Raw genomic sequence first — 26,256 nt, 5'->3', positions numbered from 1 at the left:
CCGGACGGGCTCCTTTGGAGCCCGTCCGGCGATTGAGGAGCGGGGTCTGGGGCAGCGCCCCAGTTCGGGAAGGGGCGGGTCGGGGAAAGCGCCGCAGGCACCCGCGCGCGCACCCGCACCCATCCATCGCCCCTCAGCCGCCAGAGCGGCGCAGCGCCTCCGACAGGCGGGCCGCCGAGTCGATGACCGCCTGGGCGTGCATACGCCCCGGGTGGCGCGTCAGCCGCTCGATCGGTCCGGATACCGAGACGGCCGCGACCACCCGGTTCGACGGGCCGCGCACCGGCGCAGACACCGACGCCACGCCCGGCTCGCGCTCGCCGATCGACTGGGCCCAGCCCCGCCGCCGTACACCCGACAGCGCGGTCGCCGTGAAGCGGGCGCCCTGGAGGCCGCGGTGCAGACGCTCCGGCTCCTCCCAGGCCATCAGGATCTGCGCGGACGAGCCCGCCTTCATGGTGAGCGTCGAGCCCACCGGGACGGTGTCCCGCAGTCCGGACAGCCGCTCGGCCGCCGCGACGCAGATACGCATGTCGCCCTGCCGGCGGTAGAGCTGCGCGCTCTCGCCGGTGACGTCACGCAGATGCGTGAGTACGGGGCCGGCCGTGGCCAGCAGCCGGTCCTCGCCCGCCGCGGCGGAAAGTTCCGACAGTCGGGGGCCGAGGATGAACCGGCCCTGCATGTCCCTCGCCACCATCCGGTGGTGTTCCAGTGCCACGGCAAGGCGATGTGCCGTGGGTCGTGCAAGCCCTGTCGCCGCGACCAGCCCGGCGAGGGTGGCCGGACCGGACTCCAGTGCGCTCAGTACCAGAGCTGCCTTGTCGAGAACGCCGACGCCGCTAGAGTTGTCCATGCGTCGATACTCGCGTCTCACTCTGTGAAACGCAAGTTCAATTTTTCCGGGAACTTGCGAATCTGTAGGGGAGGCCGCACAACGGCTCAGCAGCCACCGCCCCGTACGGGGGTCCAGGGCGGGGGCGATCCGATCTCTAGATGGGCCGGTGAAGACGCCGGTCGAAGGGAAAGCGATGGGTAGGACACTTGCGGAGAAGGTCTGGGACGACCATGTCGTCAGGCGCGCCGAGGGCGAGCCGGACCTCCTCTTCATCGATCTGCACCTGCTGCACGAGGTGACCAGCCCGCAGGCCTTCGACGGCCTGCGCAAGAGCGGTCGGCAGGTACGGCGGCTCGACCTCACCATCGCCACCGAGGATCACAACACCCCGACCATCGACATCGACAAGCCGATCGCGGACCCGGTCTCCCGGATTCAGCTGGAGACCCTGCGCAAGAACTGCGCCGACTTCGGCGTCCGGCTGCACCCGCTCGGCGACGTCGAGCAGGGCGTCGTCCACGTCGTGGGACCGCAGCTGGGCCTGACCCAGCCCGGCACCACCGTCGTCTGTGGTGACAGCCACACCTCGACGCACGGCGCGTTCGGCGCGCTGGCCTTCGGCATCGGCACCAGCCAGGTCGAGCACGTCCTGGCCACGCAGACCCTGCCAATGGCGCCCCCGAAGACCATGGCGATCACCGTCGAGGGCGAACTGCCCGCCGACGTAACCGCCAAGGACCTGATCCTGGCGATCATCGCGAAGATCGGCACCGGCGGCGGTCAGGGTTACGTACTCGAATACCGCGGTTCCGCCATCGAGAAGCTCTCGATGGAGGCCCGGATGACCATCTGCAACATGTCGATCGAGGCCGGTGCGCGCGCGGGCATGATCGCCCCCGACAAGACGACCTTCGACTACCTCGAGGGCCGTGTGCACGCCCCGAAGGGCGAGGACTGGGACGCCGCCGTCGCCTACTGGCAGACGCTGCGCACCGACGACGACGCCGTTTTCGACGCCGAGGTCGTCATCGAGGCCGCCGATCTGGCGCCGTTCGTCACCTGGGGCACCAACCCGGGCCAGGGCGCGCCGCTGTCGGCGAACGTCCCCGACCCTGCTTCGTACGAGGACGCTTCGGAGCGCTTCGCCGCCGAAAAGGCCCTGGAGTACATGGGGTTGACCGCCGGGCAGCCGCTGCGCGACATCAAGGTCGACACCGTCTTCGTAGGTTCGTGCACCAACGGCCGGATCGAGGACCTGCGGGCCGCGGCCGCGCTGATGGACGGCCGTAAAGTCGCCGACGGCGTACGGATGCTGATTGTCCCGGGGTCTGTGCGCGTCGCGCTGCAGGCGATCGAAGAGGGCCTGGACAAGGTGTTCACCGCCGCCGGCGCCGAATGGCGGCACGCGGGCTGCTCGATGTGTCTGGGCATGAACCCGGACCAGCTGGCGCCCGGTGAGCGCTCCGCGTCCACCTCCAACCGCAACTTCGAGGGCAGGCAGGGCAAGGGCGGCCGTACCCACTTGGTGTCGCCGCAGGTCGCCGCCGCCACCGCGGTGCTGGGCCACCTGGCCGCGCCCGCCGACCTGTCCGACGTTCCGACGCTCGTGGAGGCCTGAGCATCATGGCCATGGAAGCTTTCACCGCACACACCGGCCGGGCCGTTCCGCTGCGCCGCAGCAACGTCGACACCGACCAGATCATCCCGGCCCACTGGCTGAAGAAGGTCACCCGCGACGGTTTCGAGGACGGGCTCTTCGAGGCCTGGCGCAAGGACCCGCAGTTCGTGCTCAACCGCCCCGAGCGGGAAGGTGCCACGGTTCTGGTGGCGGGTCCGGACTTCGGTACCGGCTCCTCGCGCGAGCACGCCGTGTGGGCCCTGCAGAATTACGGCTTCAAGGCCGTCATCTCGTCGCGGTTCGCCGACATCTTCCGCGGCAACTCGCTCAAGAACGGCCTGCTGACCGTCGTGCTCGACCAGAAGGTCGTGGACGCGCTCTGGGACCTGGTCGACGCGGACCCCACCGCCGAGATCACCGTGGACCTCGAGGACCGTCAAGTCCGTGCCGAAGGCATTACGGCTGATTTTGAACTTGACGAGAACGCCCGCTGGCGGCTGCTGAATGGTCTGGACGACATCAGCATCACCCTCCAGAACGAGCCGTCCATCGCTGCTTACGAGGCCGGCCGGCCCTCGTACAAGCCCAGTACGACGCAGGTCTGACGCCCTCGCATCACTCCGTTGCCCCCTGCCGTTCGCGGTGGGGGGCAACGGCATGTTTGGGCCCCAACTCCCGTGGTAGGCGAGGGACATGGGGGTGACACGGCAAGGATCTAGGAGGCCTTTTGGACACCCGGATTCCATTAGTTGCCCCCGCCGGAGGCGACAACTCGCCCCAGATGGCACAATCGGTGCATGGAACGCGACAGCCAACTCAGGCTCTATGAGGCAGTCGCGGACCGGTTGAAAGAAGCACACACAAGAGTGCGCACACTGCAAGTCCCGGAGGGCGTACGGATGGCGCTGACCCGGAAGCTGCTGGTCATAACGGCCGCGGCGAAACACGATCTCGCCGATGCGGCAAGGCGCCTGGACAGGTTGATGAAGGACCTCGATGAGGGTCGATTCCCTGAAGGTGACTGAGACCTCTGGAAGTCCTCAAGGTCTACTTCGTTGCGGCACTAGGGTGATTAGCCCGTTTCGTGTTTGATTTGCGGTATATATCTGCCTAACGTGCGAAAAAGCTTGAACACATTCGTTCTGGCAATGTCTCCGAAGGGGAAGACGTGAACAAGGCGCAGCTCGTAGAAGCGATTGCAGACAAGGTCGGCGGCCGTCAGCAGGCCGCGGACGCGGTCGACGCGGTACTCGACGCGATCGTCCGTGCAACGGTCGCCGGCGACCGCGTGTCGGTCACCGGCTTCGGATCGTTCGAGAAGGTCGAGCGTCCGGCCCGTTACGCCCGCAACCCGCAGACGGGCGAGCGGGTACGGGTCAAGAAGACCTCGGTTCCGCGCTTCCGCGCAGGTCAGGGCTTCAAGGACCTGGTCAGCGGCTCGAAGAAGCTCCCCAAGGGTGGCGAGGTAGCCGTCAAGAAGGCGCCCAAGGGCAGCCTTTCCGGCCCGCCCCCCACCATTGCCAAGGCCGCGGCCAAGAAGGCCGCCACCAAGCGGGCCGCCGCCAAGAAGACGGCCCCGGCGAAGAAGGCGGCCCCCGCCAAGAAGACCACGGCGAAGAAGGCGACCCCGGCCAAGAAGGCCACGGGCGCCGCGAAGAAGACCACGGCCGCCGGGAAGAAGGCGGCCCCCGCCAAGCAGGCCGCGGCCAAGAAGGCCACGCCTGCGAAGGCCACCGCCAAGAAGACCGCACCGGCCAAGAAGGCCACCGCGAAGAAGGCGCCCGCCAAGAAGACCACGGCGCGCAAGACCACCGCCAAGAAGACCGCTGCCGGGAAGTAGTAGGGGCAGCAAGGACTCACGCGCCGGGCCGGGCTCCCTCCGGGGAGCCCGGCCCGCGGTGTGTTCCGGTCCAGCAGCGGGCCCCGGGGCAGCGGGCCCCTCAGAAGGTCTGCAGCGTCACCAGAGTGATGCGCAGGTCCGCGCCCTCGCCGTCCCCCTCGATACGCACCCGCTGCCCGGGACGCAGCAGCCGCAGGCCGCCCGCGTCGAAGGCCCGGGCGTCGAAGTCCACCGGGGTGCCGTCGTCGAGCAGCACACTGCCGCTGCGGGTCTCGGAGTCGTACGTGTACGCGGTCGCCTGCATAACCGCAGCGTATCTGGCGGTGACCGCCGCGCTCAGCCGGGCCGTGCGCGGGCCCACGCCGAGCGCCACCGCCGCCCGCAGATCGTCGCCCGTGTCCACGTCCTGGCGTACGGAATCGACTCCGTCGAGCGGTATTTCCCGGGCCCCCGCGGCCGAATGCCGGGCGCGCGAAGGACCGCCGAAGAACGGCGCCAATTCCACCCCCGGCGCCGCCGAAAGAAGCGTCGTACCGATTCCGGCGGCATCAGCAAGAAATGCGCGGGGAAATGCGGCGGCGTAATCGAGCACCTGCTGCAATTCCGCCGGCCGCAGCGCGGGCAGATCGGCATTCAGCGCCGCGACGGCGGCCCCGGGCCGCAGCGCCCGCACCGTGCGCGCCCCGTGCGCCAAAGCGGCGTTGAGCCCCGCGGCCGGAGTGTCCGGCGCGATACGCGCCCCCAGCGCGGCCAGCGCGGCACCCGCGGGGCCGTCGTCCGTGACGACCACCACATCCCGTACGGCGGGGCAGGCCAGGACCGCCGCCACGGTGTCCTCGGCGAAGGCGAGAGCGAGCCCCCGGCGCAACGCGTCCCCCGCCGAGGGGGCGAGCCTGCTCTTGGCCAGCAACAGGGGCTTCAGGGGGACGACCAGGGACCAGGGAGCGGTCCGGAGCGTGTTCAGTGGCGAGCCCTCCGTCCAGTGCGCGTCGGGCCCTATTGTGGCCTGTTCGTACGGCCGACAGGGGATCCGGGCCCTGCCCCGGGGCGTACGGTGTTCTCGACAGACAGGGGACCTGGGGCGACACTTGTGCGGCTGACCAGGCGCATACGTACAAGCAGCCAGGTCCTAGAGGAAGGTGTCCGAGTGTCCCGCCGCAGAATCGGCTTCTGGTACCGCCTGGCAGCGGTCATCGCCAAACCCCCGCTGGTGGTGCTGTTCAAGCGGGACTGGCGCGGAATGGAGAACATTCCGGCCGAGGGCGGATTCATCACCGCGGTCAATCACAACTCGTACCTGGACCCGCTCTCCTATGGGCACTTCCAGTACAACACGGGACGTGTTCCCCGGCTGCTGGCCAAGGCGGGCCTCTTCAAAACCCCGTTTGTCGGGATGATGCTGCGCGGTACGGGCCAGATTCCCGTCTACCGCGAGACCACCAACGCACTCGACGCTTTCCGCGCGGCGGTCGACGCCATCGAGCGCGGCGAATGCGTCGCCTTCTACCCCGAAGGCACGCTCACCCGCGACCCCGACATGTGGCCCATGGCGGGAAAGACCGGAGCGGCGCGCGTGGCCCTCATGACGAAGGCCCCCGTTATTCCGGTCGCCCAGTGGGGCGCCAACTTGGCGATGCCGCCGTACGCCAAGGAGAACAGGCTTCGGCTCTTCCCGCGCAAGACCCTCTCGGTGCAGGCGGGTCCGCCGGTGGACCTCGACCGGTTCTACGACAAGGAACCCACGCCCGACGTGCTGCGCGAGGCGACCGAGGCGATCATGACCGCCATCACGGAACAGCTCGCCGAGCTGCGCGGCGAGCCCGCGCCCGTCGAGCCGTACGACCACCGCAGGGCGCGCGCGGACCAGCGCCGCAAGGCGGAGACGCGCCGCAAAGCCGAGGGAGAGAGCGCAAAGTGACACGCCAGCCGGTCAAGGCGGCCGTATTCGGAACAGGCTCCTGGGGCACTGCCTTCGGCATGGTGCTGGCCGACGCGGGCTGCGAGGTGACCCTGTGGGGCCGCCGCGCCGAAGTCGCCGACGCCATCAACAACGGCCGTACGAACCCCGACTATCTCCCGGGCGTGGAACTGCCCGCCTCGCTGCGCGCCACCACCGACCCGGCCGAGGCCGCCCAGGGCGCCGACTTCACGGTCCTCGCCATCCCCTCGCAGACGCTGCGCGGCAACCTCGCCGCGTGGGCGCCGCTGCTGCCCGCCGACACCGTCCTCGTCTCCCTCATGAAGGGAGTCGAACTCGGCACCGCCAAGCGGATGAGTGAGGTCATCGAGGAGGTCGCCAAGGCGCCCGCCGAGCGCGTCGCGGTGGTCACAGGACCCAACCTCGCCAAGGAGATCGCGGCCCGGATGCCCGCCGCCGCCGTCGTGGCGTGCAGCGACGAGTCGGTGGCCACCCGGCTCCAGTCCGTCTGCCACACCCCGTACTTCCGCCCGTACACCAACACCGACGTCGTCGGCTGTGAACTCGGCGGCGCCGTCAAGAACGTCATCGGACTCGCCGTCGGCATCGCGGACGGCATGGGCCTCGGTGACAACGCCAAGGGCTCGCTCATCACCCGCGGCCTCGCCGAAACGACCCGCCTGGGACTGGCGATGGGCGCCGACCCGCTCACCTTCTCCGGTCTCGCCGGCCTCGGCGACCTGGTCGCCACCTGCTCGTCGCCGCTCTCGCGCAACCACACCTTCGGCACCAACCTCGGCCGGGGAATGACGCTCGAAGAGACCATCGCGGTCACCAAGCAGACCGCCGAGGGCGTCAAATCCTGTGAGTCGGTGGCCGATCTGGCCCGTCGGCACGGGGTCGACATGCCGATCACGGACACGGTCGTCGACATCGTTCACCACGGGAAGCCGCCGATCGTGGCGCTGAAGGAGCTGATGTCACGCAGCGCCAAGCCCGAGCGCCGCTGACGCAGTCCCTACTACCAGGTACCCTCAACGCGATATGAGCAGCGAGAACCTCCCCCAGAGCCCCGCACAGGAGCCCCGCAAGCCGCGGGTGGCCGTCGTTTTCGGCGGTCGCAGCTCCGAGCACGCCATCTCGGTCGTCACGGCCGGCGCCGTACTGCGGTCCATCGACCGTGAGAAGTACGACGTACTGCCGATCGGCATCACGACGGACGGCCGCTGGGCGCTGACCGCCGACGAGCCCGACCGGATGGCCATCGCCGACCGGACCCTGCCGAGCGTCGAGAACCTCGCCGAATCGACCGAGGGCGGCGTGGTGCTCTCGGTCGACCCGAGCGTCCGCGAGGTGCTCTACAGCGAGCCTGGCTCGGTGCCCAAGGCGCTGGGCGAGGTCGACGTGGTCTTTCCCATGCTGCACGGCCCGTACGGCGAGGACGGCACCCTCCAGGGCCTCCTGGAGCTCTCCGGCGTCCCGTACGTCGGCTCCGGTGTGCTCGCCTCGGCCGTCGGCCAGGACAAGGAGTACATGAAGCGGGTGTTCATCTCCTTCGGGCTGCCGGTCGGCCCGTACGAGGTCATCCGCCCCCGGGAGTGGGAAAACGATCCTTCCGCCGCCCGGAAGAAGATCGTCGACTTCGCCGGCGAGCACGGCTGGCCGCTCTTCATCAAGCCCGCCCGCGGCGGCTCCTCGATGGGCATCACCAAGGTCAGCGACCTCTCCGGCCTCGACGCGGCGATCGAGGAGGCGCGGCGCCACGACCCCAAGATCCTGGTCGAGTCGCTGCTGCGCGGCCGCGAGATCGAGTGCGGTGTGCTGGAGTTCGAGGACGGGCCGCGCGCGAGCGTGCCCGCCGAGATCCCGCCCGTCACGTCCCACGACTTCTACGACTTCGAGGCCAAGTACATCGACTCGGCGGCCGGCCTGGTGCCCGCACCGCTGACCGAGGAGCAGACCGCCGAGGTGCGGCGGCTCGCGGTCGAGGCGTTCGACGCCGCGTCGTGCGAGGGCCTGGTGCGCGCGGACTTCTTCCTGCTCGACAGCGGCGAGTTCGTGATCAACGAGATCAACACGATGCCGGGCTTCACGCCGATCTCCATGTACCCGCGCATGTGGCAGGAGACCGGGGTGTCCTACCCGGAGCTCGTCGACCGGCTGATCCAGGCCGCACTGCGCCGCCCGACGGGCCTGCGCTAGCGGCTGTCAGGGCTGGGCCCTAGAGGCTCTTGGGCACTGCCTTCTTCACCGGCCCCGCGAAGGCCGCCAACGGCGTGACGTCGTGGGCGTACTTCGCGGGGAGCGTGACTTCGACGTACGCCTCGCGGTAGGTCGTGGTGAAGCGCGGGCTGCCGTCCTCCTGCCGCTCCAGCATCCAGTTGACGCCGTCCGCCTCCACCGCCTGCGCCGCCGGATCGCTCATCTTCTCGGGCCGCGGGACACCACAGCGCAGTACGATCGCTGGATCTCCCCATACGGCGGTGAGGTCCGACTCCGGCTCGGCGGTGCGCCGCTGCTGCCCCTCGACGATCCCCGGCAGCTCACCGTGCAGCGCCCGGCACACCTCGGCCTCTTCCGAGGACGGGGTGGGTACCGGGATCGCCACGGCGTCGTTTGCGAGGGACGTGAGGGAGCAGCCGGCGGCGGCAGCGAGCAGCAGGGCGACGCATGCCATCGACGAACGCGACAGAAGCCGGCGGGAAGTGGAAGTCACCGGCCAAGAGTAGACGGGGGCTAGATGTGCACGACCGGGCAGGTCAGAGTGCGGGTGATGCCGTCCACTTGCTGGACCTTGGCGACCACCAGCCGGCCGAGATCATCGACCGTGTCGGCCTGCGCGCGCACGATCACGTCATAGGGTCCGGTCACGTCCTCGGCCTGGATCACTCCCGGAATCTTGCCGATGGTCTCGGCGACGGACGACGCCTTGCCCACCTCGGTCTGGATGAGGATGTACGCCTGTACCACGGAACCTCCAGGGCGGCCACGAGGATCATGTGGGGAGATAAAGAGACGCCACCGTATCGCGTCGTCGTGGGCAGCGGGGAGACTTGCGCGGCCGTCGGCGTACGGAGCGTGGCGTACGGAGACCAGAAGTTGACGTATGTGTTGACGGTACCTACAGCAGTGATGGCTCGCGACCGCAAGCGCACTGGGGCAGAAGGGGCACATCCATGAAGGGCACTGTGGGCGAGCTGGGGGAGTTCGGGCTCATCAGAGAGCTCACCTCCCGGCTCACCTCCACCCCGGCGGTACGGCTGGGGCCCGGCGACGACGCCGCCGTCGTGGCCGCACCCGACCGGCGGGTCGTGGCGAGTACGGACATCCTGCTCGAGGGACGTCACTTCCGGCGCGACTGGTCGACGGCGTACGACGTGGGCCGCAAGGCCGCGGCCCAGAATCTGGCCGATATCGCCGCCATGGGAGCGGTGCCGACCGCGCTGCTCCTCGGCCTCGTCGTCCCCGCCGAACTACCGGTCAGCTGGCCGACCGAGCTGATGGACGGCATCCGGGACGAGTGCCAGGTCGCGGGGGCGGCCGTAGTCGGCGGTGACGTCGTACGCGGCGAGACCATCACCGTGGCGATCACCGCGCTCGGCGACCTGCGCAACCACGAACCGGTGACGCGGTCCGGCGCCAGGCCCGGCGATGTCGTCGCCGTCACCGGCTGGTTGGGCTGGTCCGCGGCGGGCCTCGCCGTCCTCTCGCGCGGCTTCCGCTCGCCGCGCGCCTTCGTCGAGGCGCACCGGCGCCCGGAGCCGCCGTACCACGCGGGCCCCGCGGCCGCCGGGCTCGGCGCCACCGCCATGACCGACGTCAGTGACGGGCTCGTCGCGGACCTCGGGCACATCGCGGAGGCCAGCAAGGTCCGTATCGACCTGCGGTCCGGGCTCATCGACATTCCGACGCAGATGTCGGACATCGGGCAGGCGGTCGGCGTGGATCCGCTGCAGTGGGTGCTGACCGGGGGAGAGGACCACGCGATCGTGGCGACGTTCCCGCCGGACACGAAGCTGCCCGCCCGCTGGAAGATCATCGGTGAGGTCCTCAACCCGTCGGCGCTGCCGCAGGTGACGGTCGACGGGGCGCCGTGGACGAAGAAGGGCGGCTGGGACCACTTCGGGGACATCGAGACCGCCCCCTAGTCCCGCGGACCGGGGCCCGGGCGTACTGGAGGCGTACTAGATTCGCCCGTATGCGAATACTTCCTTGCGTCCTCACCGTCGCCGGATCCGACTCCGGCGGCGGTGCGGGTATCCAGGCCGACCTCAAGACGATGCTGGCGCTCGGCGTGCACGGCATGAGCGTGCTCACCGCCGTGACGGCGCAGAACTCGCTGGGTGTGCAAGGCGCCTGGGACCTGCCGGTGGAGGCCGTACGGGCGCAGTACCGCAGCGTCGTCGACGACATCGGCGTACAGGCCGTGAAGACCGGCATGCTGTCCTCCGCCGACCTCGTCGAGACGGTCGCGGAGCTGCTGGCCGGCACCGACGCCCCGGTGGTCGTCGACCCGGTGGGCGTGTCGAAGCACGGCGACCCGCTGCTCGCCACGTCCGCTCTCGAATCCGTACGGACGAAGCTGCTGCCCACGGCGACCGTCGCCACCCCGAACCTCGACGAGGTGGCCCAGCTCACCGGCGTACGCGTGGAGTCCGAGGCCGATCTGCCGCGGGCGGCCGGCGCGCTCCTGGAGTTCGGACCGCGCTGGGTGCTGGTCAAGGGTGGCCACCTGCCGGGCGACGCGGTGGACCTGTTGACGGACGGCACGCAGGAGCACTGGCTGCGCGCCCCACGGCACGACAACCGGCACACGCACGGGACGGGCTGCACGCTGGCGTCCGCGATCGCGTCGGGCCTGGCGAAGGGTCTCGACGTACCGCAGGCCGTGTCCGCCGCCAAGGAGTACGTGACCGAGGCGATCGCGGCGGGGTTCGCGCTGGGAGCGGGGATAGGCCCGGTGGACCACGGCTGGCGGCTCAGGAACAGCCAGGAGTAGTCAGGCGTAATCCTTCAGCCTGATGTTGGTCGCGGCCCGCTCCGTGAGCTTCTTGAAGAACCCGGCGAGAAGACGCGAACTCAGAACGCGGTACGCCCGGTCGCGCTGCCGGATCTTCTTCTCGGTGGGCGGCGCGAGGAACGGGCCCGCGTTGCCCGCGATCTTCTGGCAGCCCTTCGCGAAGTCGCGTACCTCCGCCTCGTACGCCGCGAAGGCGATGCGGTGGTCGCCGTGTGCGCGGGCGAGTTCGCCGGCGAGCACGTAGGCGCAGACGACCGCCGCACCGGTCCCCATGCCGCCCATGGTGGCGCCGTAACCCGCGTCGCCGATCAGAACCACCCGGCCCTTGGACAGCCGGTCGATGTGGATCTGCGCGATCGCGTCGAAGTACAGGCTGTCGGCGGCGTCGAGGGCGTCCAGCGCCTTGGGGGTCTCCCACCCCATGTCGGCGAACTTCGCGGCGAGGATCTTCTTCTGCCGGCCGAGGTCGTCGCGGTCGTACGCGAGCTGCTCGGAGGCGAAGATGAAGCCGGCGCCGGCCCGGTCGGGGTCGCCGTCGTAGTTCGCGATGGAGAGCATGCGGCCCGGGTCGCTGTAGATGCGGGCGGTCCGGTCCAGTCCGAGGTGGTTGGGCATCTCGAAGCCGGCGACGTAGTAGCCGAGGTAGCGCAGATACCGCGACTCGTCGCCGAAGGCGACGCGGCGGGTGTTCGAGTGCAGTCCGTCGGCGCCGACGACGAGGTCGAAGCGGCGGGGGGCGCCGTGGTCGAAGGTGACGTCTACGCCGTCGACGTCCTCTGCCATGGTGGCGACCGAGTCCCCGAAGACGTACTCGACGGTGTCCAAGGTGCGCTCGTACAGGATGGCGGAGAGATCGCCGCGGAAGATCTCCACGTCGCCGCTCATCATGGCGGAGGGCAGGTCGACGCGCGGGCTTCCGTCGATGTCGACGACGGTCTGCGTGCCCATGTGGGTCTGACGGCGGTGGACGTCGTCCCAGATGCCGAGCTCCTGGAGGACCCTGCGGTGGACGTGACCGCGGAAGTCGACGGCGAAACCGCCGGTGCGCAGGGCCGGTGCCTTCTCCACGACGGTGACGCGGGCGCCGTACCGGGAGAGCTGGAGGGCGAGGGCGGGGCCGGCGATGCTGGCGCCGGAGATGAGGACGTTGAGGTTGCGCAGCTGGGTGGTCATGGGGCGAGCCTGGCCCCCACAGCTGACCGCCCCCTTACCGTCGGCTGACCGCGACCGGCGACTCCGCCACGCGGAGCCAAGCCCCGGCCCCGGCCCCCCGGACGCCCTCCGGCCGTGTCCTCAATCGCCGGACGGGCTGGGTTTTCCTGGTGGCGGCATGATCCTGCGTCCCGACTTTCCGGCTGCCACCTTTGTGGCTCCGCCACGGGAGCGGGGGCAAGCCCCGGACCTCTGACGCCCTCCGGCCGTGTCCTCAATCGCCGGACGGGCTGGATTTCCTGGCGGCGGCATGATTCCTCGCCCCTCCGGAACTACCGCACGCGGTAGCCTTTCCCGGGCAAATGACCGCGCGGCGCCCCTCCCGAGGCGGCGGCTTTTCCCGTGCGCGGCAAACTTCCCGACCGCAGCACCACTCGGTGTGCGGCAGCCCCCTGGGTCCGGTGTGCGGAGGCCCTCCCGGGGACGTGGCTCCTTCCGTGTTGCGGCGCCTCCTTGCAGCCCGTCCGGCGTTTGAGGACCGGGGTCCGGGGCGGAGCCCCGGTTACGGGAAGGGGCGGGTGGGGGAAAGAACCCTCAGCCCGCCCCGGAGCTCGCGCCCGTGCGCGTACGCCTTCTCGTACGTCCCGGGCGGCAGGCCCGCGCGAGCCCGGTCACGGACACGCGCCACATCGGGGTCCAGAGCGAGCGCCGCCCCGCGCAGCCCCTCCGCCGCGCCGAGCAGCCCGGCGGCGTCTTCGGCGGCGGCCAGGGACGCCATCGCCTCGGCCACCTCCGCCAGGTCGAGCCGCGACCCCGGCTGCTCCAGCGCCAGTTCCCGCGCCTGCCCGAACCAGTCCGCGGCCTCGTCGACACGGCCCTCGGCCCCGGCGGCCCGGCTGAGGCCGACAAAGATCCGCAGGGTCTCACCCACGCTGAACCACGTCGCGGCGACAAGCTCCAGCGCCGCCCCGTAATGCTCCCGCGCCCCCGCGGTGTCACCGGCCAGCCGAGCCGCGTCGCCCAGCCCCCGCACGGCTCCCGCGGCCTTGTCCGGGACGCCGACGCTGCGGGCCAGTTCCGCCGCGCGCGTGTACAGCCCGACCGCATCGTCCGGCCGGCCCGTGTGCAGCAGGACCGCCGCCCGGCGCACCACCAGATCGGCCGTCTCCTCGGGCGCTTCCAGCACCTGTACGAGCGCGAGCGCCTCGTCGAGCAGCACCAGCGCCCGCCCGGCGTCGCCGCGCCAGTGCGCGAACATCGCCAGCGGGTCAAGGGAGTTGGCCATGCCCCAGCGGTCCCCGGCCGCCCGGAAGCCCTCCAGCGCCGCACCGAAGGCGGCTTCGGACGCCGCGGGCCGCCCGGAGAGCATCTCCTGGAAGCCGTGCCCCATGTCGAGCACGGCTCCGGCCCACAGACCGTCGCCCAGCCGCCCGCGCGCCCACTCGATGTCGCCGCTGCGCGGACCGCTCACCAGGGACCACAGCACGAGCGTGAACGGCAGCCGCAGCGGCTGAGCCAGGCCGGTCATCAGTGCGTCGGCGCGCTCGATCAGCCCGTCGTCCCCCGGATCACCACGCCCCGCGACGGCGTTGACCAAGCACAGGACGTACTCCTCGACGAGCCCCTCGGGCGGCTCGGTCCCCACCGCCAGCAGTTCGGCGGCGACCGGCACCAGCTCTCCCTGCCGGCCGCGCAGGCGCACGTACCAGGAGATCGCGGCCAGCAGCCGCAATCGGAGCCGCAGCCGCAGCGCGGTGGCCCTGTCGCCGTAGAGCAGGGGCGGGCGCAGCGCCGCGAGCAAGTTCGCGTGGTCGGAGTCCAGCCGCGCCAGCCACTCCAGTTGCGCGCCGCCCCGCAGGAACGGCTCGGCGGTCTCGGCCAGCTCCAGGAAGTACGCCGCATGCGCCGCCCGCAGCGCGCTTTCCTGCGCGGGTTCCCCCGCGAGACGCTCCGCGCAGAACACCCGGATGGTCTCCAGCATCCGGTACCGCCTGCCCGCCACCTCCACGAACGACTTCTCGGCGAGCGAGGCCAGCACGTCCTCGGCCCCCGGAACATCACAGACCCGCTCGACCGCGTCGAGCGTCGCGCCCCCGGCGAACACGGTCAGCCGCCGGGCCAGCAGACGTTCCTCCTCGTCGAGCAGCTCCCAGCTCCACTCCACGACCGCGCGCAGTGTCCGGTGCCGCGGCGCCTTGGTGCGGTCGCCGCCGCGCGACAGCAGCCGGAAGCGGTCGTCGAGGCGCGCTGCGATCTCGTCGAGCGTGAGCGTCCGCAGCCGGGCCGCCGCCAGCTCGATCGCGAGCGGCAGCCCGTCCAGCGCGGCGCAGATGCGCTCCACGCGCGTGTGGGCGTCGTTTTCGTGTTCCGGCCCGGAGCCGGGGCGTACGGCGGGCGGCAAGACCGCGTTGACCGCCGCCGCCCGGTCCGCGAACAGCGCGACGGCCGCCGGCAGCGCGAGCGGCGGCAGCGGGCACACCACCTCACCGGTGATCCCCAGAGCTTCTCGCCCCGTCGCCAGAACGCGCACACGGGGGCACGCACCGAGGAGCAGACCGGCGAGCCGCGCCGCGCCCTCGACCACATGCTCACAGTTGTCCAGCAGAAGCAGCAGCTCCCGCTCTTCGAGCGCGGTCAGCAGCCGTTGTGTGGCATCACCCGCGGCCGTTCCCTGGAAGCCGCTTTCGCGCACCCCGAGAGCGGTCAGTACGGCGTACGGGAGCTGCGCTTCATCGGAGACCGGCGCCAGTTCGACGTAACAGACTGTTCCCGCCCACCGCCCGGCCGTCTCCACCGCCAGCCGGGTCTTGCCCGCCCCGCCGGGCCCGGTCAGCGTCACCAGCCGCCCGGCGCCGAGGAGCCGGCCGATCCGCTCCAGCTCCTCGTCGCGCCCCACGAAGCTGGTGAGCTGCGACGGCACTCCGCGCGGGGCGGCGGTCCGCTCGGCGGACTGCCCCCGCAGCAGCTCCAGATGGAGTGCGGCCAGCTCGGCGGAGGGATCGGCGCCGAGCTCGTCGGCCAGCCCGCGGCGGGCCTGCTCGTACACGGTCAGCGCCTCGGCGGGGCGGCCGCCCGCGTGCAGTGCCCGCATCAGCTGTCCGTACAGGCGCTCCCTCAATGGATGTACGGCGATGAGCTCCCGCAGCTCCGGCACCAGCTCGGGGCCGCCGCCGAGCGCGAGATCCGCGTCGACGCGGTCCTGGAGCGCGGCCAGCCGCAGCTCGTCCAGCCGGGCCGCCCGAGCCTCGGCGAACGGCACCCCGGCCAGGTCCGCGAGCGCCGGCCCGCGCCACAGCCCGAGCGCCTCCCGCAGCAGCTCGCCCGCCCGCGCGTGAGCTCCCTCGGCCAGCGCCCGGCTTCCCGCGCGGGACAGCCGCTCGAAGCGGTGAGCGTCCACGTCGTCCGGGTCCGCGACGAGCCGGTAGCCGGCCGACAGCGACTCGATGGTTACGCCGAGACGCTTGCGGAGCCGGGACACCTGGGACTGGAGTGCGTTGGCGGCCCCGGCCGGCGGCTCGTCGCCGTACAGCCCGTCGGTCAGCCGGTCCGTGCTCACGGCCCGGCCCGCCTCCAGCACCAGCAGGGTGAGGAGCGCGCGGGGGCGGGGGCCACCCGGATCGAGCGCGTCACCGTCGGCGGAACGGATGTCGAGAGGACCCAGGATGGCGAAGCGCACGCGCCGATTCTGGCAGGTCACAGGCGTTCTGACAGGCTCAGGACATAAATCCGGGCATAAAAAGAACCGGCCCACCGCGAGGGTGGACCGGTTCTTAAGCAACCAGCTAGGTGGCCGCGCTTGGCATACGTCAGCGCGAGACCTTGCCGGCCTTGATGCACGAGGTGCAGACGTTGAGCCGCTTCGGCGTCCGACCGACCACTGCACGCACGCGCTGGATGTTGGGATTCCAGCGACGAGACGTACGGCGGTGCGAGTGCGAAATGTTGTTGCCGAAGCCCGGCCCCTTGCCGCAGACGTCGCAGTTGGCAGCCACGGGTCACTCCAAAGACTTCAGATGCACTTACAGTGGATCCCGGCATGCCGGGATCGAAGAATCGAGTGGCGTAGCCGGGGGAATGTCCCGATTTTCATCGGGCAACCGGAGCAGCATACATCGGCTGCTCCCGTAGAACGAAACTACCACGGCTCCCGAGGGCCCCCGCCCCGTCCCCCGCGTCCGCCCCCGCCTCCTGTGCGGCGCATGGCGCGACTACCCTGCGGTTCAACCCGCTCTCAAGGAGGACGCCAGGTGCCGCAGACCCTCGACGCCGTCGCGGTACGCACCTGGTGCTCGCTGGCACTGGAGGCCTTGGGCAGAGCCCGCGAGGAAATCGACGCGATCAATGTCTATCCGGTCGCGGACGGGGACACCGGCACCAACCTCTACCTGACCGTGGAATCGGCCGTTCAGGCCGTGGAAGCGGTGTTCACCGCTCACGAGACCGTCACGGGCGGCGCCGACGCTGTACAGGCCTCGGGGCCCGCTCTCGCGGACTCCGTACGGGCCATGGCGCACGGCGCCCTCATCGGCGCCCGGGGCAACTCGGGAACCATCCTGGCGCAGTTGCTGCGCGGCATGGCGCAGGTCCTTTCCGACCGGGCCGCCGACGCCGAGGGGCTACGGCGGGCGCTGCGCAGGGCGAGTGAATCGGCGTACCAGGCAGTCGCGCACCCCGTCGAGGGCACGGTCCTGACCGTCGCCACGGCGGCGGCAGACGCCGCCGAGAGCGCGGGCGGCGACGACACCAGCAGCGTGGCGCGCGCGGCGTACGAAGGCGCGCGCGCCGCACTCGACGAGACCCCCCGGCAGCTGGCGGTGCTCGGCCGTGCGGGCGTCGTCGACGCGGGCGGGCGGGGCCTGGTGGCCGTGCTCGGCGCGCTGGTCGAAGCGGTCTCGGGCGAGGCCGTCGCCGTACGCAAGTGGGAAGCGCCGGCGGCGCCGCTGTCCATGGCCGATGAGACCGACTGCCCGGCGGAGGCGGCGCAGGAGGGCGGTCCCGCCTTCGAGGTGATCTACCTGCTTGAGGCGGACGACGCGGCGGTGAGCCGGCTGCGTACCCGGCTCGACGGGCTCGGGGACTCGCTCGTCGTCGTCGGGGGCGACGGCCTGTGGAACGTCCATGTGCACGTGGACGACGCGGGCGCGGCGGTGGAGGCGGGCGTCGAGGCCGGCCGGCCGTACCGGATCCGCATCACGCACTTCGCCGCCGACCGGGTCGCGCCGCCCCGGGAACGGGCCCAGCGGGCGGTCGTCGCCGTCGTACCCGGCGAGGGCCTGGCGGGACTATGCGCCGAGGCGGGCGCGACCACTGTGCTCGCGCGCCCGGGGGAGCCGCCCGCGAGCGGGGAGCTGGCGGAGGCGATCCGGCGCGCCCACGCGCGCGAGGTCGTCCTGCTGCCGAACGACGCCGACCTGCGGCACACCGCCGCCGCGGCGGCGGAACAGGTCCGCGCCGAAGGGGTACGGGTCGCCCTCATCCCCACCCGCGCGGCGGTCCAGGGCATCGCGGCCCTCGCCGTCCACGAACCGGACCGCCGCTTCGACGAGGACGTCGTGGCAATGACGTCGGCGGCGGGCGCCACCCGCTACGGCGAACTGACCGTGGCCGAGCGCCAGTCCTGGACGATGGCCGGCATCTGCCAGGCGGGTGATGTGCTCGGCCTGATCGACGGCGATGTGGTCGTGATCGGGTCCGACCTGACGGCGGCGGCCCGTACGGTGCTGGACCGCATGCTGGCGGCGGGCGGCGAGATGGTCACGCTGGTGCTGGGCGAGGACGTCCCGCCGGGCCTGGCGGAGTACCTGGAGGCGCACGTCCGGGAGTCCCACCTGGCGGTGGACACGATCACGTACGACGGCGGCCGCCAGTCGTCCCCACTGCTGATCGGCGTCGAGTAGACATGTGCGGCTCCGCCGCGTGGGGCTCCGCCCCAGACCCCGCTCCTCAAACGCCGGAGGGGCTGAATTCGCCGGGGCGAGCCGCCGAGCCGGCTTTGCCGACCAGGGCGAGGTGAACCCGGCCGAGCGGCCTCCGCCAAGCCACCGCTTGGCCGACCGGACTCCGCCGGGCCCAGTGCTTCGCCGAGCGTGCTTCCCGGGCCGGCATCTCGCCGAACCGGGCTTCGCCGGGCCCAGTGCTTCGCTGGGCGTGCTTCGTGAGCCAGCGTTTCGTCTAGCCGGGGTTCGGCTGGCGCAGTGCTTCGCCAAGGTGGCCTTCGTAGAGCCGGGGCTCCGGCCGAGGGGGGGTGCTTGAGGCTCCGTCTGAGGTGGGCTTCGGCCCAGCCGAGATTGCCGCGCTCCGAGGATCCACTCCAGCAAAATCCAGCCCGTCCGGCGATTGAGGACCCGCCCGGCGGGCGTCCGGGGTCCGAGGGCCGCCCCGCGCCGGAGGCGCGAATGACGCAGGGGGAAGGGGCGGGGCGGGGAGAAATCCGGCCCTCGCGCCTCCGGACGTCGCCCACTGTCAGTGGTGTGGTGTGCAATGGATCCCGTGCCCGCGCTCGACGAACCACTCAAGAAGACGCTCGGCGGCACCACCGCGAAGGTGATGGCCGAGCACCTCGACCTGCACACGGTCGGTGACCTGCTGCACCACTACCCCCGGCGGTACGCCGAACGCGGTGAGCTGACCCAGCTCGCCGACCTCCCGCTCGACGAGCACGCCACCGTCGTGGCGCAGGTCGCCGACGCCCGCGTCCTGCGGTTCGCCAACGGCAAGGGCCAGCGCCTGGAGGTGACCCTCACCGACGGCAGCGGACGGCTCCAGCTGGTCTTCTTCGGCAAGTCGATCTACCACCACCAGAAGGAACTGCTGCCGGGCCGCCGCGGCATGTTCTCCGGCAAGGTCGGCATGTTCCGCAACATCCGCCAGCTCAGCCACCCCGCGTACGAAATGCTCGGCAAGGACACCGGCGCCGACGCCGTCGAGGCCTGGGCGAACCAGCTGATCCCGCTCTACCCCGCCTGCGCCCAGATGGAGAGCTGGAAGATCGCCAAGACGGTCGACGTCGTCCTGGCCTCGATGGAGGCCACCGGCTGGCAGGAGGTCGCCGACCCCCTGCCGCCCGCCCTGCGCGAGGGCCGCGGGCTCACCGACCTGCCCGACGCGTTCCGCAAGGTCCACCGGCCGCGTACCAAGGCGGACATCGCCGAGGCGCGAGACCGCCTCAAGTGGGACGAGGCGTTCGTACTCCAAGTCGCGCTCGCCCGGCGCCGGTTCGCCGACACCCAGCTCCCGGCCGTCGCCCGCCGACCTTCCCCCGGCGGCCTGCTCGACGCCTTCGACGCCAAGCTGCCCTTCACCCTCACCGACGGCCAGCAGAAGGTCTCCAAGGAGATCTTCGACGACCTCTCCACCGAGCACCCCATGCACCGCCTCCTCCAGGGCGAAGTGGGCAGCGGCAAAGCGCAGCCGCTCGATGCGATGGTTCTGACCCCGCAGGGATACCGGCTCATGGGGGATATGGCCGTAGGCGACACCGTGGTGGTCCCCACTGGTGAACTGGCCGTGGTGGACGGGGTCTTCCCGCAGGGCGAACGGGAGGTGTGGCGCATTGTGCTGTCCGACGGCACGGCCGTCGAATGCGACGATGAGCATCTCTGGATCGTGGGCACCAGCCGCGCCTGGGACCGCGGACAGACACCGAAGGTCATGACGACACGCGAGATCCGACTGGACACCCACAAGGCGAACGGTCATTCCAAGTGGTACATCCCGCCGGCGGCCCCAGTCGACCTCGCCGGCGATGCGGAACCGCCTCTCGATCCCTACCTTTTCGGTCTCCTCTTGGGGGATGGCTCATTCCGTCACCACCTGAGGCTGTCCACGGTCGATGACGAGATCCTCGCTGCCGCCAGTGCGGCCGTTACCCCGGAGTGTGAACTTCGACCGGTGCCCGGATCCCGGTGCGACTACACGATCCAGATGGCTGCGGCGAAGGATGGGACACGCGGAAATCCGGTGATCAGCGCCCTTCGGTCCTTGGGGTTGTGGGGCATCACATCGCACGGAAAGTTCATCCCGGCTGTCTTCAAGAACACGACGATCAAAAACCGCCTGGCTGTTCTGCAGGGTCTGCTGGACACCGACGGCACTGTGCCGTCCAGCGGCATGAATGTCTCGTTCTGTTCCGCGTCGAGACAACTGGCCGACGACGTGGCCTGGCTTGTGCGTTCCCTCGGTGGCAGGGCCAGGGTGCTGCCGAAGAAGGCCGCCTTCAACGTGTCGATCGCCCTCCCTGACTTGTACGCGCCGTTCAGGTTGGGGCGTAAGGCGGTGCGCATGCAGCCCAGGCCGAAGTGCAACACCTTCCGGCGTGGAATCCGCGCAGTGGAGTACGTCGGGCGGAAAGCAGTTCAGTGCATCAGCGTTGCTCATCCGAGTCATGCGTACGTGACAGACCACTTCACCGTGACCCACAACACCATGGTCGCGCTGCGGGCCATGCTCGCCGTCGTCGACGCGGGCGGCCAGGCCGCGATGCTCGCGCCCACCGAAGTGCTCGCCCAGCAGCACCACCGGTCGATCACCGAGATGATGGGCGAACTGGCCGAGGGCGGCATGCTCGGCGGCGCCGAGCAGGGCACCAAGGTCGTGCTGCTCACCGGCTCCATGGGCATGCCCGTCCGCCGCCGGGCCCTCCTCGACCTGGCCACGGGCGAGGCAGGCATCGTCATCGGCACGCACGCCCTCATCGAGGACAAGGTGCAGTTCCACGACCTCGGCCTCGTCGTCGTCGACGAACAGCACCGCTTCGGCGTCGAGCAGCGCGACGCCCTGCGCTCCAAGGGCAAGCAGCCCCCGCACCTGCTGGTCATGACGGCGACGCCCATCCCGCGCACGGTCGCGATGACGGTCTTCGGCGACCTGGAGACCTCGGTCCTCGACCAGCTCCCGGCCGGCCGCTCGCCCATCGCCACCCACGTCGTCCCGGCCAAGGACAAGCCCCACTTCCTCGCCCGCGCGTGGGAGCGCGTGCGCGAGGAAGTGGAGAACGGGCATCAGGCGTACGTCGTCTGCCCCCGCATCGGCGACGACGAGGACGACCCGAAGGCAGCCAAGGGCAAGAAGAAGCAGGCCGAGGACGATCCTGAGAAGCGGCCGCCGCTCGCCGTCCTGGAAATCGCCGAGCAGATCTCCGCCGGCCCCCTCAAGGGCCTGCGCGTCGAAGTCCTGCACGGGCGGATGCAGCCCGACGACAAGGACGACGTGATGCGCCGCTTCTCCGCGGGCGAGGTCGACGTCCTCGTCGCCACCACCGTCATCGAGGTCGGCGTGAACGTCCCCAACGCCACCGCGATGGTGATCATGGACGCCGACCGGTTCGGCGTGTCGCAGCTGCACCAGCTCCGCGGCCGGGTGGGCCGTGGCTCGGCCCCCGGGCTGTGTCTGCTGGTCAGTGAGATGCACGAGGCGAGCCCGGCCCGCGCCCGGCTGGCCGCAGTGGCCGCCACCCTGGACGGTTTCGAGCTCTCCCGCATCGACCTCGAACAGCGCCGCGAGGGCGACGTACTCGGCCAGGCACAGTCCGGTGTCCGGTCGTCGCTTCGGATGCTCGCCGTCATTGACGACGAGGAGGTCATCGTGGCCGCCCGCGAGGAGGCCGTCGCCGTCGTCACCGCCGACCCCGAACTCGAACGGCTCCCGGAGCTGCGCACCGCCCTTGACGCCCTGCTGGACAAGGAGAGGGAGCAGTACCTCGACAAGGGCTGACAATGGGTGCAGCAGGATCTGCTCCACTCACCCCTACCGACCCTAGGAACCGACACCCATGACCCGCGTGATCGCCGGCACGGCCGGCGGACGCCGCTTGGCCGTCCCGCCGGGCAACGGCACCCGCCCCACCTCCGACCGTGCGCGCGAGGGCATGTTCTCCACCTGGGAGTCGCTGCTCGGCACGCTCGAGGGCATCAGGATCGCCGACCTGTACGCCGGCTCGGGCGCCGTGGGCCTGGAGGCGCTGTCGCGCGGCGCCGTGCACGCCCTGCTGGTCGAGGCCGACAGCCGGGCCGCCCGCACCGTCCGGGAAAACGTCCGCACCCTGGGCCTGCCCGGCGCCGAAGTCCGGGCGGGCAAAGCGGAGCAGATCATCACAGGTCCGGCGCCCGAGACGCCGTACGACGTGGTGTTCCTCGACCCTCCGTACGCCGTCACCGATGACGATCTTCGCGAGATCCTCCTCACACTCCGCACCCAGGGCTGGCTTACGCACGATGCCGTCGCCACCGTGGAGCGCAGCACAAGAGGTGGAGAATTCAACTGGCCCAAGGGATTTGAACCATTGCGGGCCCGTCGCTACGGCGAGGGAACGCTTTGGTACGGTCGCGCCGCCTCTACGTGCGAAGACGCACGATGACCGGACCGGAGAGCGAGGGACAACAGATGCGCCGCGCAGTCTGTCCCGGGTCATTCGACCCGATCACCAATGGACATCTCGACATCATCGCCCGCGCCTCCAAGCTGTACGACGTCGTACACGTCGCGGTGATGATCAACCAGTCCAAGCAGGGACTGTTCACGGTCGAGGAGCGGATCGACCTGATCCGCGAGATCACCGCCGAGTTCGGCAACGTCGAGGTCGAGTCCTTCCACGGCCTTCTCGTCGACTTCTGCAAGGAGCGCGACATCCCGGCCATCGTGAAGGGCCTGCGCGCGGTCAGCGACTTCGACTACGAGCTCCAGATGGCCCAGATGAACAACGGCCTCTCGGGGGTCGAGACCCTGTTCGTCCCGACCAACCCCACCTACAGCTTCCTCTCCTCCAGCCTGGTCAAGGAGGTCGCGGCCTGGGGCGGCGACGTCTCCCACCTGGTCCCCCCGAGGGTCCTCGGCGCGCTCACCGAGCGTCTCGCCAAGAAGTGACAGAAGAAGTGCAAAAGAAGTGACAATCTGACGGAGCGTCACCAGGTGTCGGGCGGGGGCCGACTGCCCGTACAGTCGTCCCGTCCGTCTCCAGCCGGAAGAACAGGTGGCGAGCACACGGTGGACGTGCAGAAGAAGCTCGACGAGATCGTCGAAGCGGTGGGCAGCGCCCGGTCCATGCCCATGTCGGCCTCGTGCGTGGTCAACCGCGCCGATCTGCTCTCGATGCTCGAAGAGGTACGCCAGGCCCTGCCCGGCTCCCTCGCGCAGGCGCAGGAGCTGCTCGGCGGCCACGAGCAGATGGCCGAGCAGGCCCGCCAGGAGGCCGAGCGGATCATCGAGTCCGCGCACGCCCAGCGTGGTTCGCTCATCTCGGACACCGAGATCGCGCGCCGCTCCCAGGAGGAGGCGGACCGCATCCTCAGCGAGGCCCGCCGGGACGCCGAGGAGATCCGCGCCGAGGCCGACGAGTACGTCGACTCCAAGCTCGCGAACTTCGAAGTCGTCCTCACCAAGACCCTCGGCTCTGTCGACCGCGGCCGCGAGAAGCTGCTCGGCCGCGGCCCCGGCCTCGACGATCAGGGTTACGCGGACCCCGACTTCGCAGAAGCCCCGGAGCGCAGCCACGACCCGGAGACCCTGCGCCAGCGCGCGGACGAGTACGTCGACACCAAGCTTGGCGCCTTCGAGGCCGTGCTCTCCAAGACCCTCGAAGCGGTCGGCCGCGGCCGGCAGAAGCTGCACGGACGGGTCGCCTCGGACGAGCTCGGCGCGCACATGGTGGCCCAGGACGAGGCCGGAGCGCAGCGCAGCAGCGACGCGGACTTCCTCGCCGACCTGGCCGAGCCGCAGGCCGCCCTCCCGGTGCCCGGGCAGCCGCACATCCCCGCGCAGCAGCCGTACGACCCGTACGCGTACCAGCAACCGCAACAGGAGCAGGACCCCTACGCGTACCAGCAGCCGCAGGACCCGTACGCCGCCCAGCAGCCGGATCCGTACGCCTACCAGCAGCAGGATCCCTACGCGTACCAGCAGCAGGGCTACGACCAGGGGCAGGGCTACGGCCAGCAGCCGCAGCACGTCCCCCAGCAGCAGGCCGCTCTCGACGAGACCAGCCTTTTCGACACGAGCATGATCGACCTGGATCAGCTGCGGGAGTACGAGCAGGGGCGCTAGGGACCGATTGGGCCCTGAGCGAAGCGTCAAGTATCCTGGCACTTCGGTCGCGCGTATGCCCGCGATCACGGCTGCCCGCTTCGCGTTCCGCGACGGCGACACGGCGGCCCACCACAGCGAACCGAAAGCAGGAAGACCCCTGAACGCCCACCTCGACCACCGCAACCCCCTCGTGTTCGACACACACGAGCTGGGCCGGCGTCCCGGTGCGCTCCAGCGGCTGACCCGCTCGGTAGCGGCCCCCAAGGACTTCGGTATCGAAGGGGTCGTCGGTGTGCCGGAGGGCGCGCCGGTGAATCTCAGGCTCCGCCTCGAATCCGTCATGGAAGGGGTGCTTGTCACAGGCACCGCCCGTGCGACGGCCAAGGGGGAGTGCGTAAGGTGTCTGGAGCCGCTGGAGCTGGACGTTGCAGCGGACTTCCAGGAGATGTTCTCGTACCCTGCCGCCGATGACCGGGGCCGCCACAAGGCGGAACCGGCCGACGACGACGAGGACGACGAGGACAGGCTCTATCTCGAGGAAGGTCTGTTCGACCTCGAGTCCGTGCTGCGTGATGCGGTAGTGCTCGCACTACCGATGCAGCCGGTGTGCCGGGAGGACTGTCCCGGCCTGTGCCCGCAGTGCGGGATCAGGCTGGAAGAGGACCCCGAGCACAATCATGACGCCGTCGACATTCGATGGGCGGCACTGCAAGGACTCGCCGGGACCAACCAGGACGGCGAGAAGGACAACATTGGCGACGCCGCCGAGTCGGGCGTCGACGAGAAGCAGGAGAAGTAGCCGTGGCTGTTCCGAAGCGGAAGATGTCGCGCAGCAACACGCGCCACCGCCGGTCGCAGTGGAAGGCTGCGGTCCCCACCCTGGTTTCGTGTGAGCGTTGCCAGGAGCCGAAGCTCCAGCACATCGCGTGCCCGAGCTGCGGCACGTACAACAAGCGCCAGGTCCTCGAGGTCTGAGCGGCTGGTGAGAGGCACTGTGTCCAGCCCCAAGAAGGCGGATGACGCCAAGGCGGACTACGCCGGCAAGTCGGCGGAAAAAACAGCCTCGTCCCACACGCTTCTGGAAGGGCGGCTCGGCTATCAGCTCGAGTCCGCCCTTCTGGTGCGTGCGCTGACCCACCGTTCGTACGCGTACGAGAACGGCGGTCTGCCCACCAACGAGCGCCTCGAGTTCCTCGGGGATTCCGTGCTCGGCCTGGTGGTCACGGACACGCTGTACCGGACCCACCCCGATCTGCCCGAAGGCCAGCTGGCCAAACTGCGGGCCGCGGTGGTCAATTCTCGTGCACTCGCGGAGGTGGGCCGCGGCCTCGAACTCGGCTCCTTCATCCGGCTCGGCCGGGGCGAAGAGGGCACGGGCGGCAGGGACAAGGCATCCATCCTGGCCGACACCCTTGAAGCGGTGATCGGCGCCGTTTATCTCGATCAGGGCCTGGGAGCCGCATCAGAACTGGTGCACCGGCTCTTCGATCCGCTGATCGAGAGGTCTTCGGGCCTCGGTGCGGGCCTGGACTGGAAAACCAGTCTCCAGGAGCTCACCGCGAGCGAGGGTCTCGGCGTACCCGAGTACCTCGTTTCGGAGACCGGACCGGACCACGAGAAGACCTTCACTGCTGCTGCCCGCGTCGGTGGTGTCTCGTACGGCACCGGCACCGGCCGCAGCAAGAAGGAAGCGGAACAGCAGGCGGCGGAGTCCGCGTGGCGCGCGATTCGCGCGGCCGCGGACGAGCGCGCGGCGGCCGAGGACACGGCCGCGGCAACGCCCGTGAGGGACACGGCCGACGACGCGACGCCGTCGGCCCAGACCACCGCCTGAGTCACGCGAGCACTGCCCTCT

The 26,256-nt window shown here is 70.4% G+C and carries 23 protein-coding genes and 1 pseudogene; 17 read left to right on the top strand and 7 right to left on the bottom strand.

The genetic code is table 11. The features are described from left to right. Nucleotides 1–133: 133 nt before the first annotated feature. Nucleotides 134–853 (bottom strand): IclR family transcriptional regulator NdgR, encoded by a 720-nt coding sequence (ndgR, locus tag ABZX79_RS18690; protein ID WP_028813744.1) that lies wholly within the window; start codon nucleotides 851–853, stop codon nucleotides 134–136. Between the two features lie 175 nt (nucleotides 854–1,028). Between ndgR and leuC the strand changes: the two genes are divergently transcribed. The 4 genes from leuC to ABZX79_RS18670 all read left to right on the top strand — a co-directional run bounded on the left by leuC (nucleotide 1,029) and on the right by ABZX79_RS18670 (nucleotide 4,293). Further along, nucleotides 1,029–2,453, top strand: a complete 1,425-nt coding sequence (gene leuC, locus ABZX79_RS18685) for a 3-isopropylmalate dehydratase large subunit (RefSeq protein ID WP_355258276.1) — start codon at nucleotides 1,029–1,031, stop codon at nucleotides 2,451–2,453. An 11-nt stretch (nucleotides 2,454–2,464) separates the two neighbouring features. Beyond that, on the top strand, nucleotides 2,465–3,058 hold the full coding sequence (leuD, locus tag ABZX79_RS18680; RefSeq protein ID WP_355258305.1) for a 3-isopropylmalate dehydratase small subunit: 594 nt from the start codon (nucleotides 2,465–2,467) through the stop codon (nucleotides 3,056–3,058). Nucleotides 3,059–3,250: 192 nt separating this feature from the next. Then, nucleotides 3,251–3,478, top strand: a complete 228-nt coding sequence (locus ABZX79_RS18675; RefSeq protein ID WP_355258273.1) for a hypothetical protein — start codon at nucleotides 3,251–3,253, stop codon at nucleotides 3,476–3,478. Nucleotides 3,479–3,621: 143 nt separating this feature from the next. Further along, nucleotides 3,622–4,293, top strand: coding sequence for an HU family DNA-binding protein (locus ABZX79_RS18670; protein WP_355258270.1), 672 nt, complete (start codon nucleotides 3,622–3,624; stop codon nucleotides 4,291–4,293). Nucleotides 4,294–4,630: 337 nt separating this feature from the next. Here the strand turns inward: ABZX79_RS18670 and cofC are convergent. Further along, nucleotides 4,631–5,257, bottom strand: a pseudogene (gene cofC, locus ABZX79_RS18665) (2-phospho-L-lactate guanylyltransferase); the annotation flags it as partial. 183 nt (nucleotides 5,258–5,440) lie between these two features. Between cofC and ABZX79_RS18660 the strand changes: the two are divergent. From ABZX79_RS18660 to ABZX79_RS18650, 3 genes are read left to right on the top strand one after another with little or no spacing between them, the layout of a single operon-like run. After that, nucleotides 5,441–6,211, top strand: a complete 771-nt coding sequence (locus ABZX79_RS18660) for a lysophospholipid acyltransferase family protein (RefSeq protein WP_355258267.1) — start codon at nucleotides 5,441–5,443, stop codon at nucleotides 6,209–6,211. After that, nucleotides 6,208–7,221 (top strand): NAD(P)H-dependent glycerol-3-phosphate dehydrogenase, encoded by a 1,014-nt coding sequence (locus ABZX79_RS18655; RefSeq protein ID WP_355258265.1) that lies wholly within the window; start codon nucleotides 6,208–6,210, stop codon nucleotides 7,219–7,221. Before ABZX79_RS18660 ends, ABZX79_RS18655 begins: the two co-directional genes overlap by 4 nt. A 34-nt stretch (nucleotides 7,222–7,255) precedes the next feature. Continuing rightward, the gene (locus ABZX79_RS18650; RefSeq protein ID WP_355258262.1) at nucleotides 7,256–8,413 is read left to right on the top strand and encodes a D-alanine--D-alanine ligase family protein; all 1,158 of its coding nucleotides are present in this window, start codon (nucleotides 7,256–7,258) and stop codon (nucleotides 8,411–8,413) included. 19 nt (nucleotides 8,414–8,432) lie between these two features. On the opposite strand, the gene ABZX79_RS18645 is transcribed toward ABZX79_RS18650, so the two are convergent. Both ABZX79_RS18645 and ABZX79_RS18640 read right to left on the bottom strand, forming a co-directional pair. Next, complete coding sequence (locus ABZX79_RS18645; RefSeq protein ID WP_355258302.1) at nucleotides 8,433–8,888, bottom strand: DUF3515 domain-containing protein; 456 nt, start codon at nucleotides 8,886–8,888, stop codon at nucleotides 8,433–8,435. A 59-nt stretch (nucleotides 8,889–8,947) separates the two neighbouring features. Then, nucleotides 8,948–9,181, bottom strand: coding sequence for an Lrp/AsnC ligand binding domain-containing protein (locus ABZX79_RS18640; protein ID WP_069926747.1), 234 nt, complete (start codon nucleotides 9,179–9,181; stop codon nucleotides 8,948–8,950). Between the two features lie 206 nt (nucleotides 9,182–9,387). On the opposite strand from ABZX79_RS18640, the gene ABZX79_RS18635 reads away from it, so the two are divergent. Beyond that, nucleotides 9,388–10,359 carry a thiamine-phosphate kinase gene (locus ABZX79_RS18635; protein WP_214975025.1) on the top strand — a complete coding sequence of 324 codons (972 nt, stop codon included), beginning with the start codon at nucleotides 9,388–9,390 and terminating at the stop codon, nucleotides 10,357–10,359. Between the two features lie 50 nt (nucleotides 10,360–10,409). Then, nucleotides 10,410–11,210 carry a bifunctional hydroxymethylpyrimidine kinase/phosphomethylpyrimidine kinase gene (thiD, locus tag ABZX79_RS18630; protein WP_355258258.1) on the top strand — a complete coding sequence of 267 codons (801 nt, stop codon included), beginning with the start codon at nucleotides 10,410–10,412 and terminating at the stop codon, nucleotides 11,208–11,210. Here the strand turns inward: thiD and ABZX79_RS18625 are convergent, their stop codons facing one another. The 3 genes from ABZX79_RS18625 to rpmB form a co-directional block, all read right to left on the bottom strand. Then, nucleotides 11,211–12,404, bottom strand: a complete 1,194-nt coding sequence (locus ABZX79_RS18625) for an FAD-dependent monooxygenase (protein WP_355258255.1) — start codon at nucleotides 12,402–12,404, stop codon at nucleotides 11,211–11,213. It abuts the gene before it with no gap. A 541-nt stretch (nucleotides 12,405–12,945) separates the two neighbouring features. Beyond that, nucleotides 12,946–16,059: a BTAD domain-containing putative transcriptional regulator gene (locus ABZX79_RS18620; protein WP_355258252.1), complete on the bottom strand. Its 3,114-nt coding sequence runs from the start codon at nucleotides 16,057–16,059 to the stop codon at nucleotides 12,946–12,948. A 130-nt stretch (nucleotides 16,060–16,189) separates the two neighbouring features. Then, nucleotides 16,190–16,375, bottom strand: a complete 186-nt coding sequence (rpmB, locus tag ABZX79_RS18615) for a 50S ribosomal protein L28 (RefSeq protein ID WP_003957616.1) — start codon at nucleotides 16,373–16,375, stop codon at nucleotides 16,190–16,192. A gap of 207 nt (nucleotides 16,376–16,582) precedes the next feature. On the opposite strand from rpmB, the gene ABZX79_RS18610 reads away from it, so the two are divergent. The 8 genes from ABZX79_RS18610 (at nucleotide 16,583) to rnc (ending at nucleotide 26,235) form a co-directional block, all read left to right on the top strand. After that, on the top strand, nucleotides 16,583–18,280 hold the full coding sequence (locus ABZX79_RS18610; protein WP_355258249.1) for a DAK2 domain-containing protein: 1,698 nt from the start codon (nucleotides 16,583–16,585) through the stop codon (nucleotides 18,278–18,280). A gap of 583 nt (nucleotides 18,281–18,863) precedes the next feature. Beyond that, nucleotides 18,864–22,094 carry a helicase-related protein gene (locus tag ABZX79_RS18605; protein WP_355258246.1) on the top strand — a complete coding sequence of 1,077 codons (3,231 nt, stop codon included), beginning with the start codon at nucleotides 18,864–18,866 and terminating at the stop codon, nucleotides 22,092–22,094. A 58-nt stretch (nucleotides 22,095–22,152) separates the two neighbouring features. Then, a complete protein-coding gene (gene rsmD, locus ABZX79_RS18600; RefSeq protein WP_355258243.1) occupies nucleotides 22,153–22,737 on the top strand; it encodes a 16S rRNA (guanine(966)-N(2))-methyltransferase RsmD in 585 nt (194 codons plus the stop codon). 26 nt (nucleotides 22,738–22,763) lie between these two features. Beyond that, nucleotides 22,764–23,243: a pantetheine-phosphate adenylyltransferase gene (coaD, locus tag ABZX79_RS18595; protein ID WP_206281711.1), complete on the top strand. Its 480-nt coding sequence runs from the start codon at nucleotides 22,764–22,766 to the stop codon at nucleotides 23,241–23,243. 120 nt (nucleotides 23,244–23,363) lie between these two features. After that, the gene (locus tag ABZX79_RS18590) at nucleotides 23,364–24,419 is read left to right on the top strand and encodes a cell division initiation protein (protein WP_355258240.1); all 1,056 of its coding nucleotides are present in this window, start codon (nucleotides 23,364–23,366) and stop codon (nucleotides 24,417–24,419) included. Nucleotides 24,420–24,558: 139 nt separating this feature from the next. Beyond that, nucleotides 24,559–25,200 carry a DUF177 domain-containing protein gene (locus tag ABZX79_RS18585; RefSeq protein ID WP_355258299.1) on the top strand — a complete coding sequence of 214 codons (642 nt, stop codon included), beginning with the start codon at nucleotides 24,559–24,561 and terminating at the stop codon, nucleotides 25,198–25,200. Nucleotides 25,201–25,202: 2 nt separating this feature from the next. Continuing rightward, a complete protein-coding gene (gene rpmF / locus ABZX79_RS18580) occupies nucleotides 25,203–25,376 on the top strand; it encodes a 50S ribosomal protein L32 (RefSeq protein ID WP_003965982.1) in 174 nt (57 codons plus the stop codon). Nucleotides 25,377–25,383: 7 nt separating this feature from the next. Beyond that, entirely contained in the window at nucleotides 25,384–26,235 is an 852-nt protein-coding gene (gene rnc / locus ABZX79_RS18575; protein ID WP_355258237.1) for a ribonuclease III, read from the top strand. Nucleotides 26,236–26,256 lie beyond the last annotated feature (21 nt).

Origin of the sequence: Streptomyces sp. NPDC002994, assembly GCF_040611155.1 — a bacterium.
In the GTDB taxonomy this organism is placed as follows: Bacteria; Actinomycetota; Actinomycetes; order Streptomycetales; family Streptomycetaceae; genus Streptomyces.
The sequence above is the reverse complement of the archived record's forward strand: the minus strand, read 5'-3'. Positions and strand labels throughout refer to the sequence as shown.

What these genes read in the sequence shown, in the direction of transcription:
- ABZX79_RS18645 (WP_355258302.1), bottom strand. Translation starts at nt 8,888, where the DNA reads ATGGCATGCGTCGCCCTGCTGCTCGCTGCCGCCGCCGGCTGCTCCCTC.
- ABZX79_RS18635 (WP_214975025.1), top strand. Translation starts at nt 9,388, where the DNA reads ATGAAGGGCACTGTGGGCGAGCTGGGGGAGTTCGGGCTCATCAGAGAG.
- leuC (WP_355258276.1), top strand. Translation starts at nt 1,029, where the DNA reads ATGGGTAGGACACTTGCGGAGAAGGTCTGGGACGACCATGTCGTCAGG.
- rsmD (WP_355258243.1), top strand. Translation starts at nt 22,153, where the DNA reads ATGACCCGCGTGATCGCCGGCACGGCCGGCGGACGCCGCTTGGCCGTC.
- leuD (WP_355258305.1), top strand. Translation starts at nt 2,465, where the DNA reads ATGGAAGCTTTCACCGCACACACCGGCCGGGCCGTTCCGCTGCGCCGC.
- coaD (WP_206281711.1), top strand. Translation starts at nt 22,764, where the DNA reads ATGCGCCGCGCAGTCTGTCCCGGGTCATTCGACCCGATCACCAATGGA.
- ABZX79_RS18610 (WP_355258249.1), top strand. Translation starts at nt 16,583, where the DNA reads ATGGCGCGACTACCCTGCGGTTCAACCCGCTCTCAAGGAGGACGCCAG.
- ABZX79_RS18650 (WP_355258262.1), top strand. Translation starts at nt 7,256, where the DNA reads ATGAGCAGCGAGAACCTCCCCCAGAGCCCCGCACAGGAGCCCCGCAAG.
- ndgR (WP_028813744.1), bottom strand. Translation starts at nt 853, where the DNA reads ATGGACAACTCTAGCGGCGTCGGCGTTCTCGACAAGGCAGCTCTGGTA.
- ABZX79_RS18675 (WP_355258273.1), top strand. Translation starts at nt 3,251, where the DNA reads ATGGAACGCGACAGCCAACTCAGGCTCTATGAGGCAGTCGCGGACCGG.
- ABZX79_RS18625 (WP_355258255.1), bottom strand. Translation starts at nt 12,404, where the DNA reads ATGACCACCCAGCTGCGCAACCTCAACGTCCTCATCTCCGGCGCCAGC.
- thiD (WP_355258258.1), top strand. Translation starts at nt 10,410, where the DNA reads ATGCGAATACTTCCTTGCGTCCTCACCGTCGCCGGATCCGACTCCGGC.
- ABZX79_RS18605 (WP_355258246.1), top strand. Translation starts at nt 18,864, where the DNA reads ATGGATCCCGTGCCCGCGCTCGACGAACCACTCAAGAAGACGCTCGGC.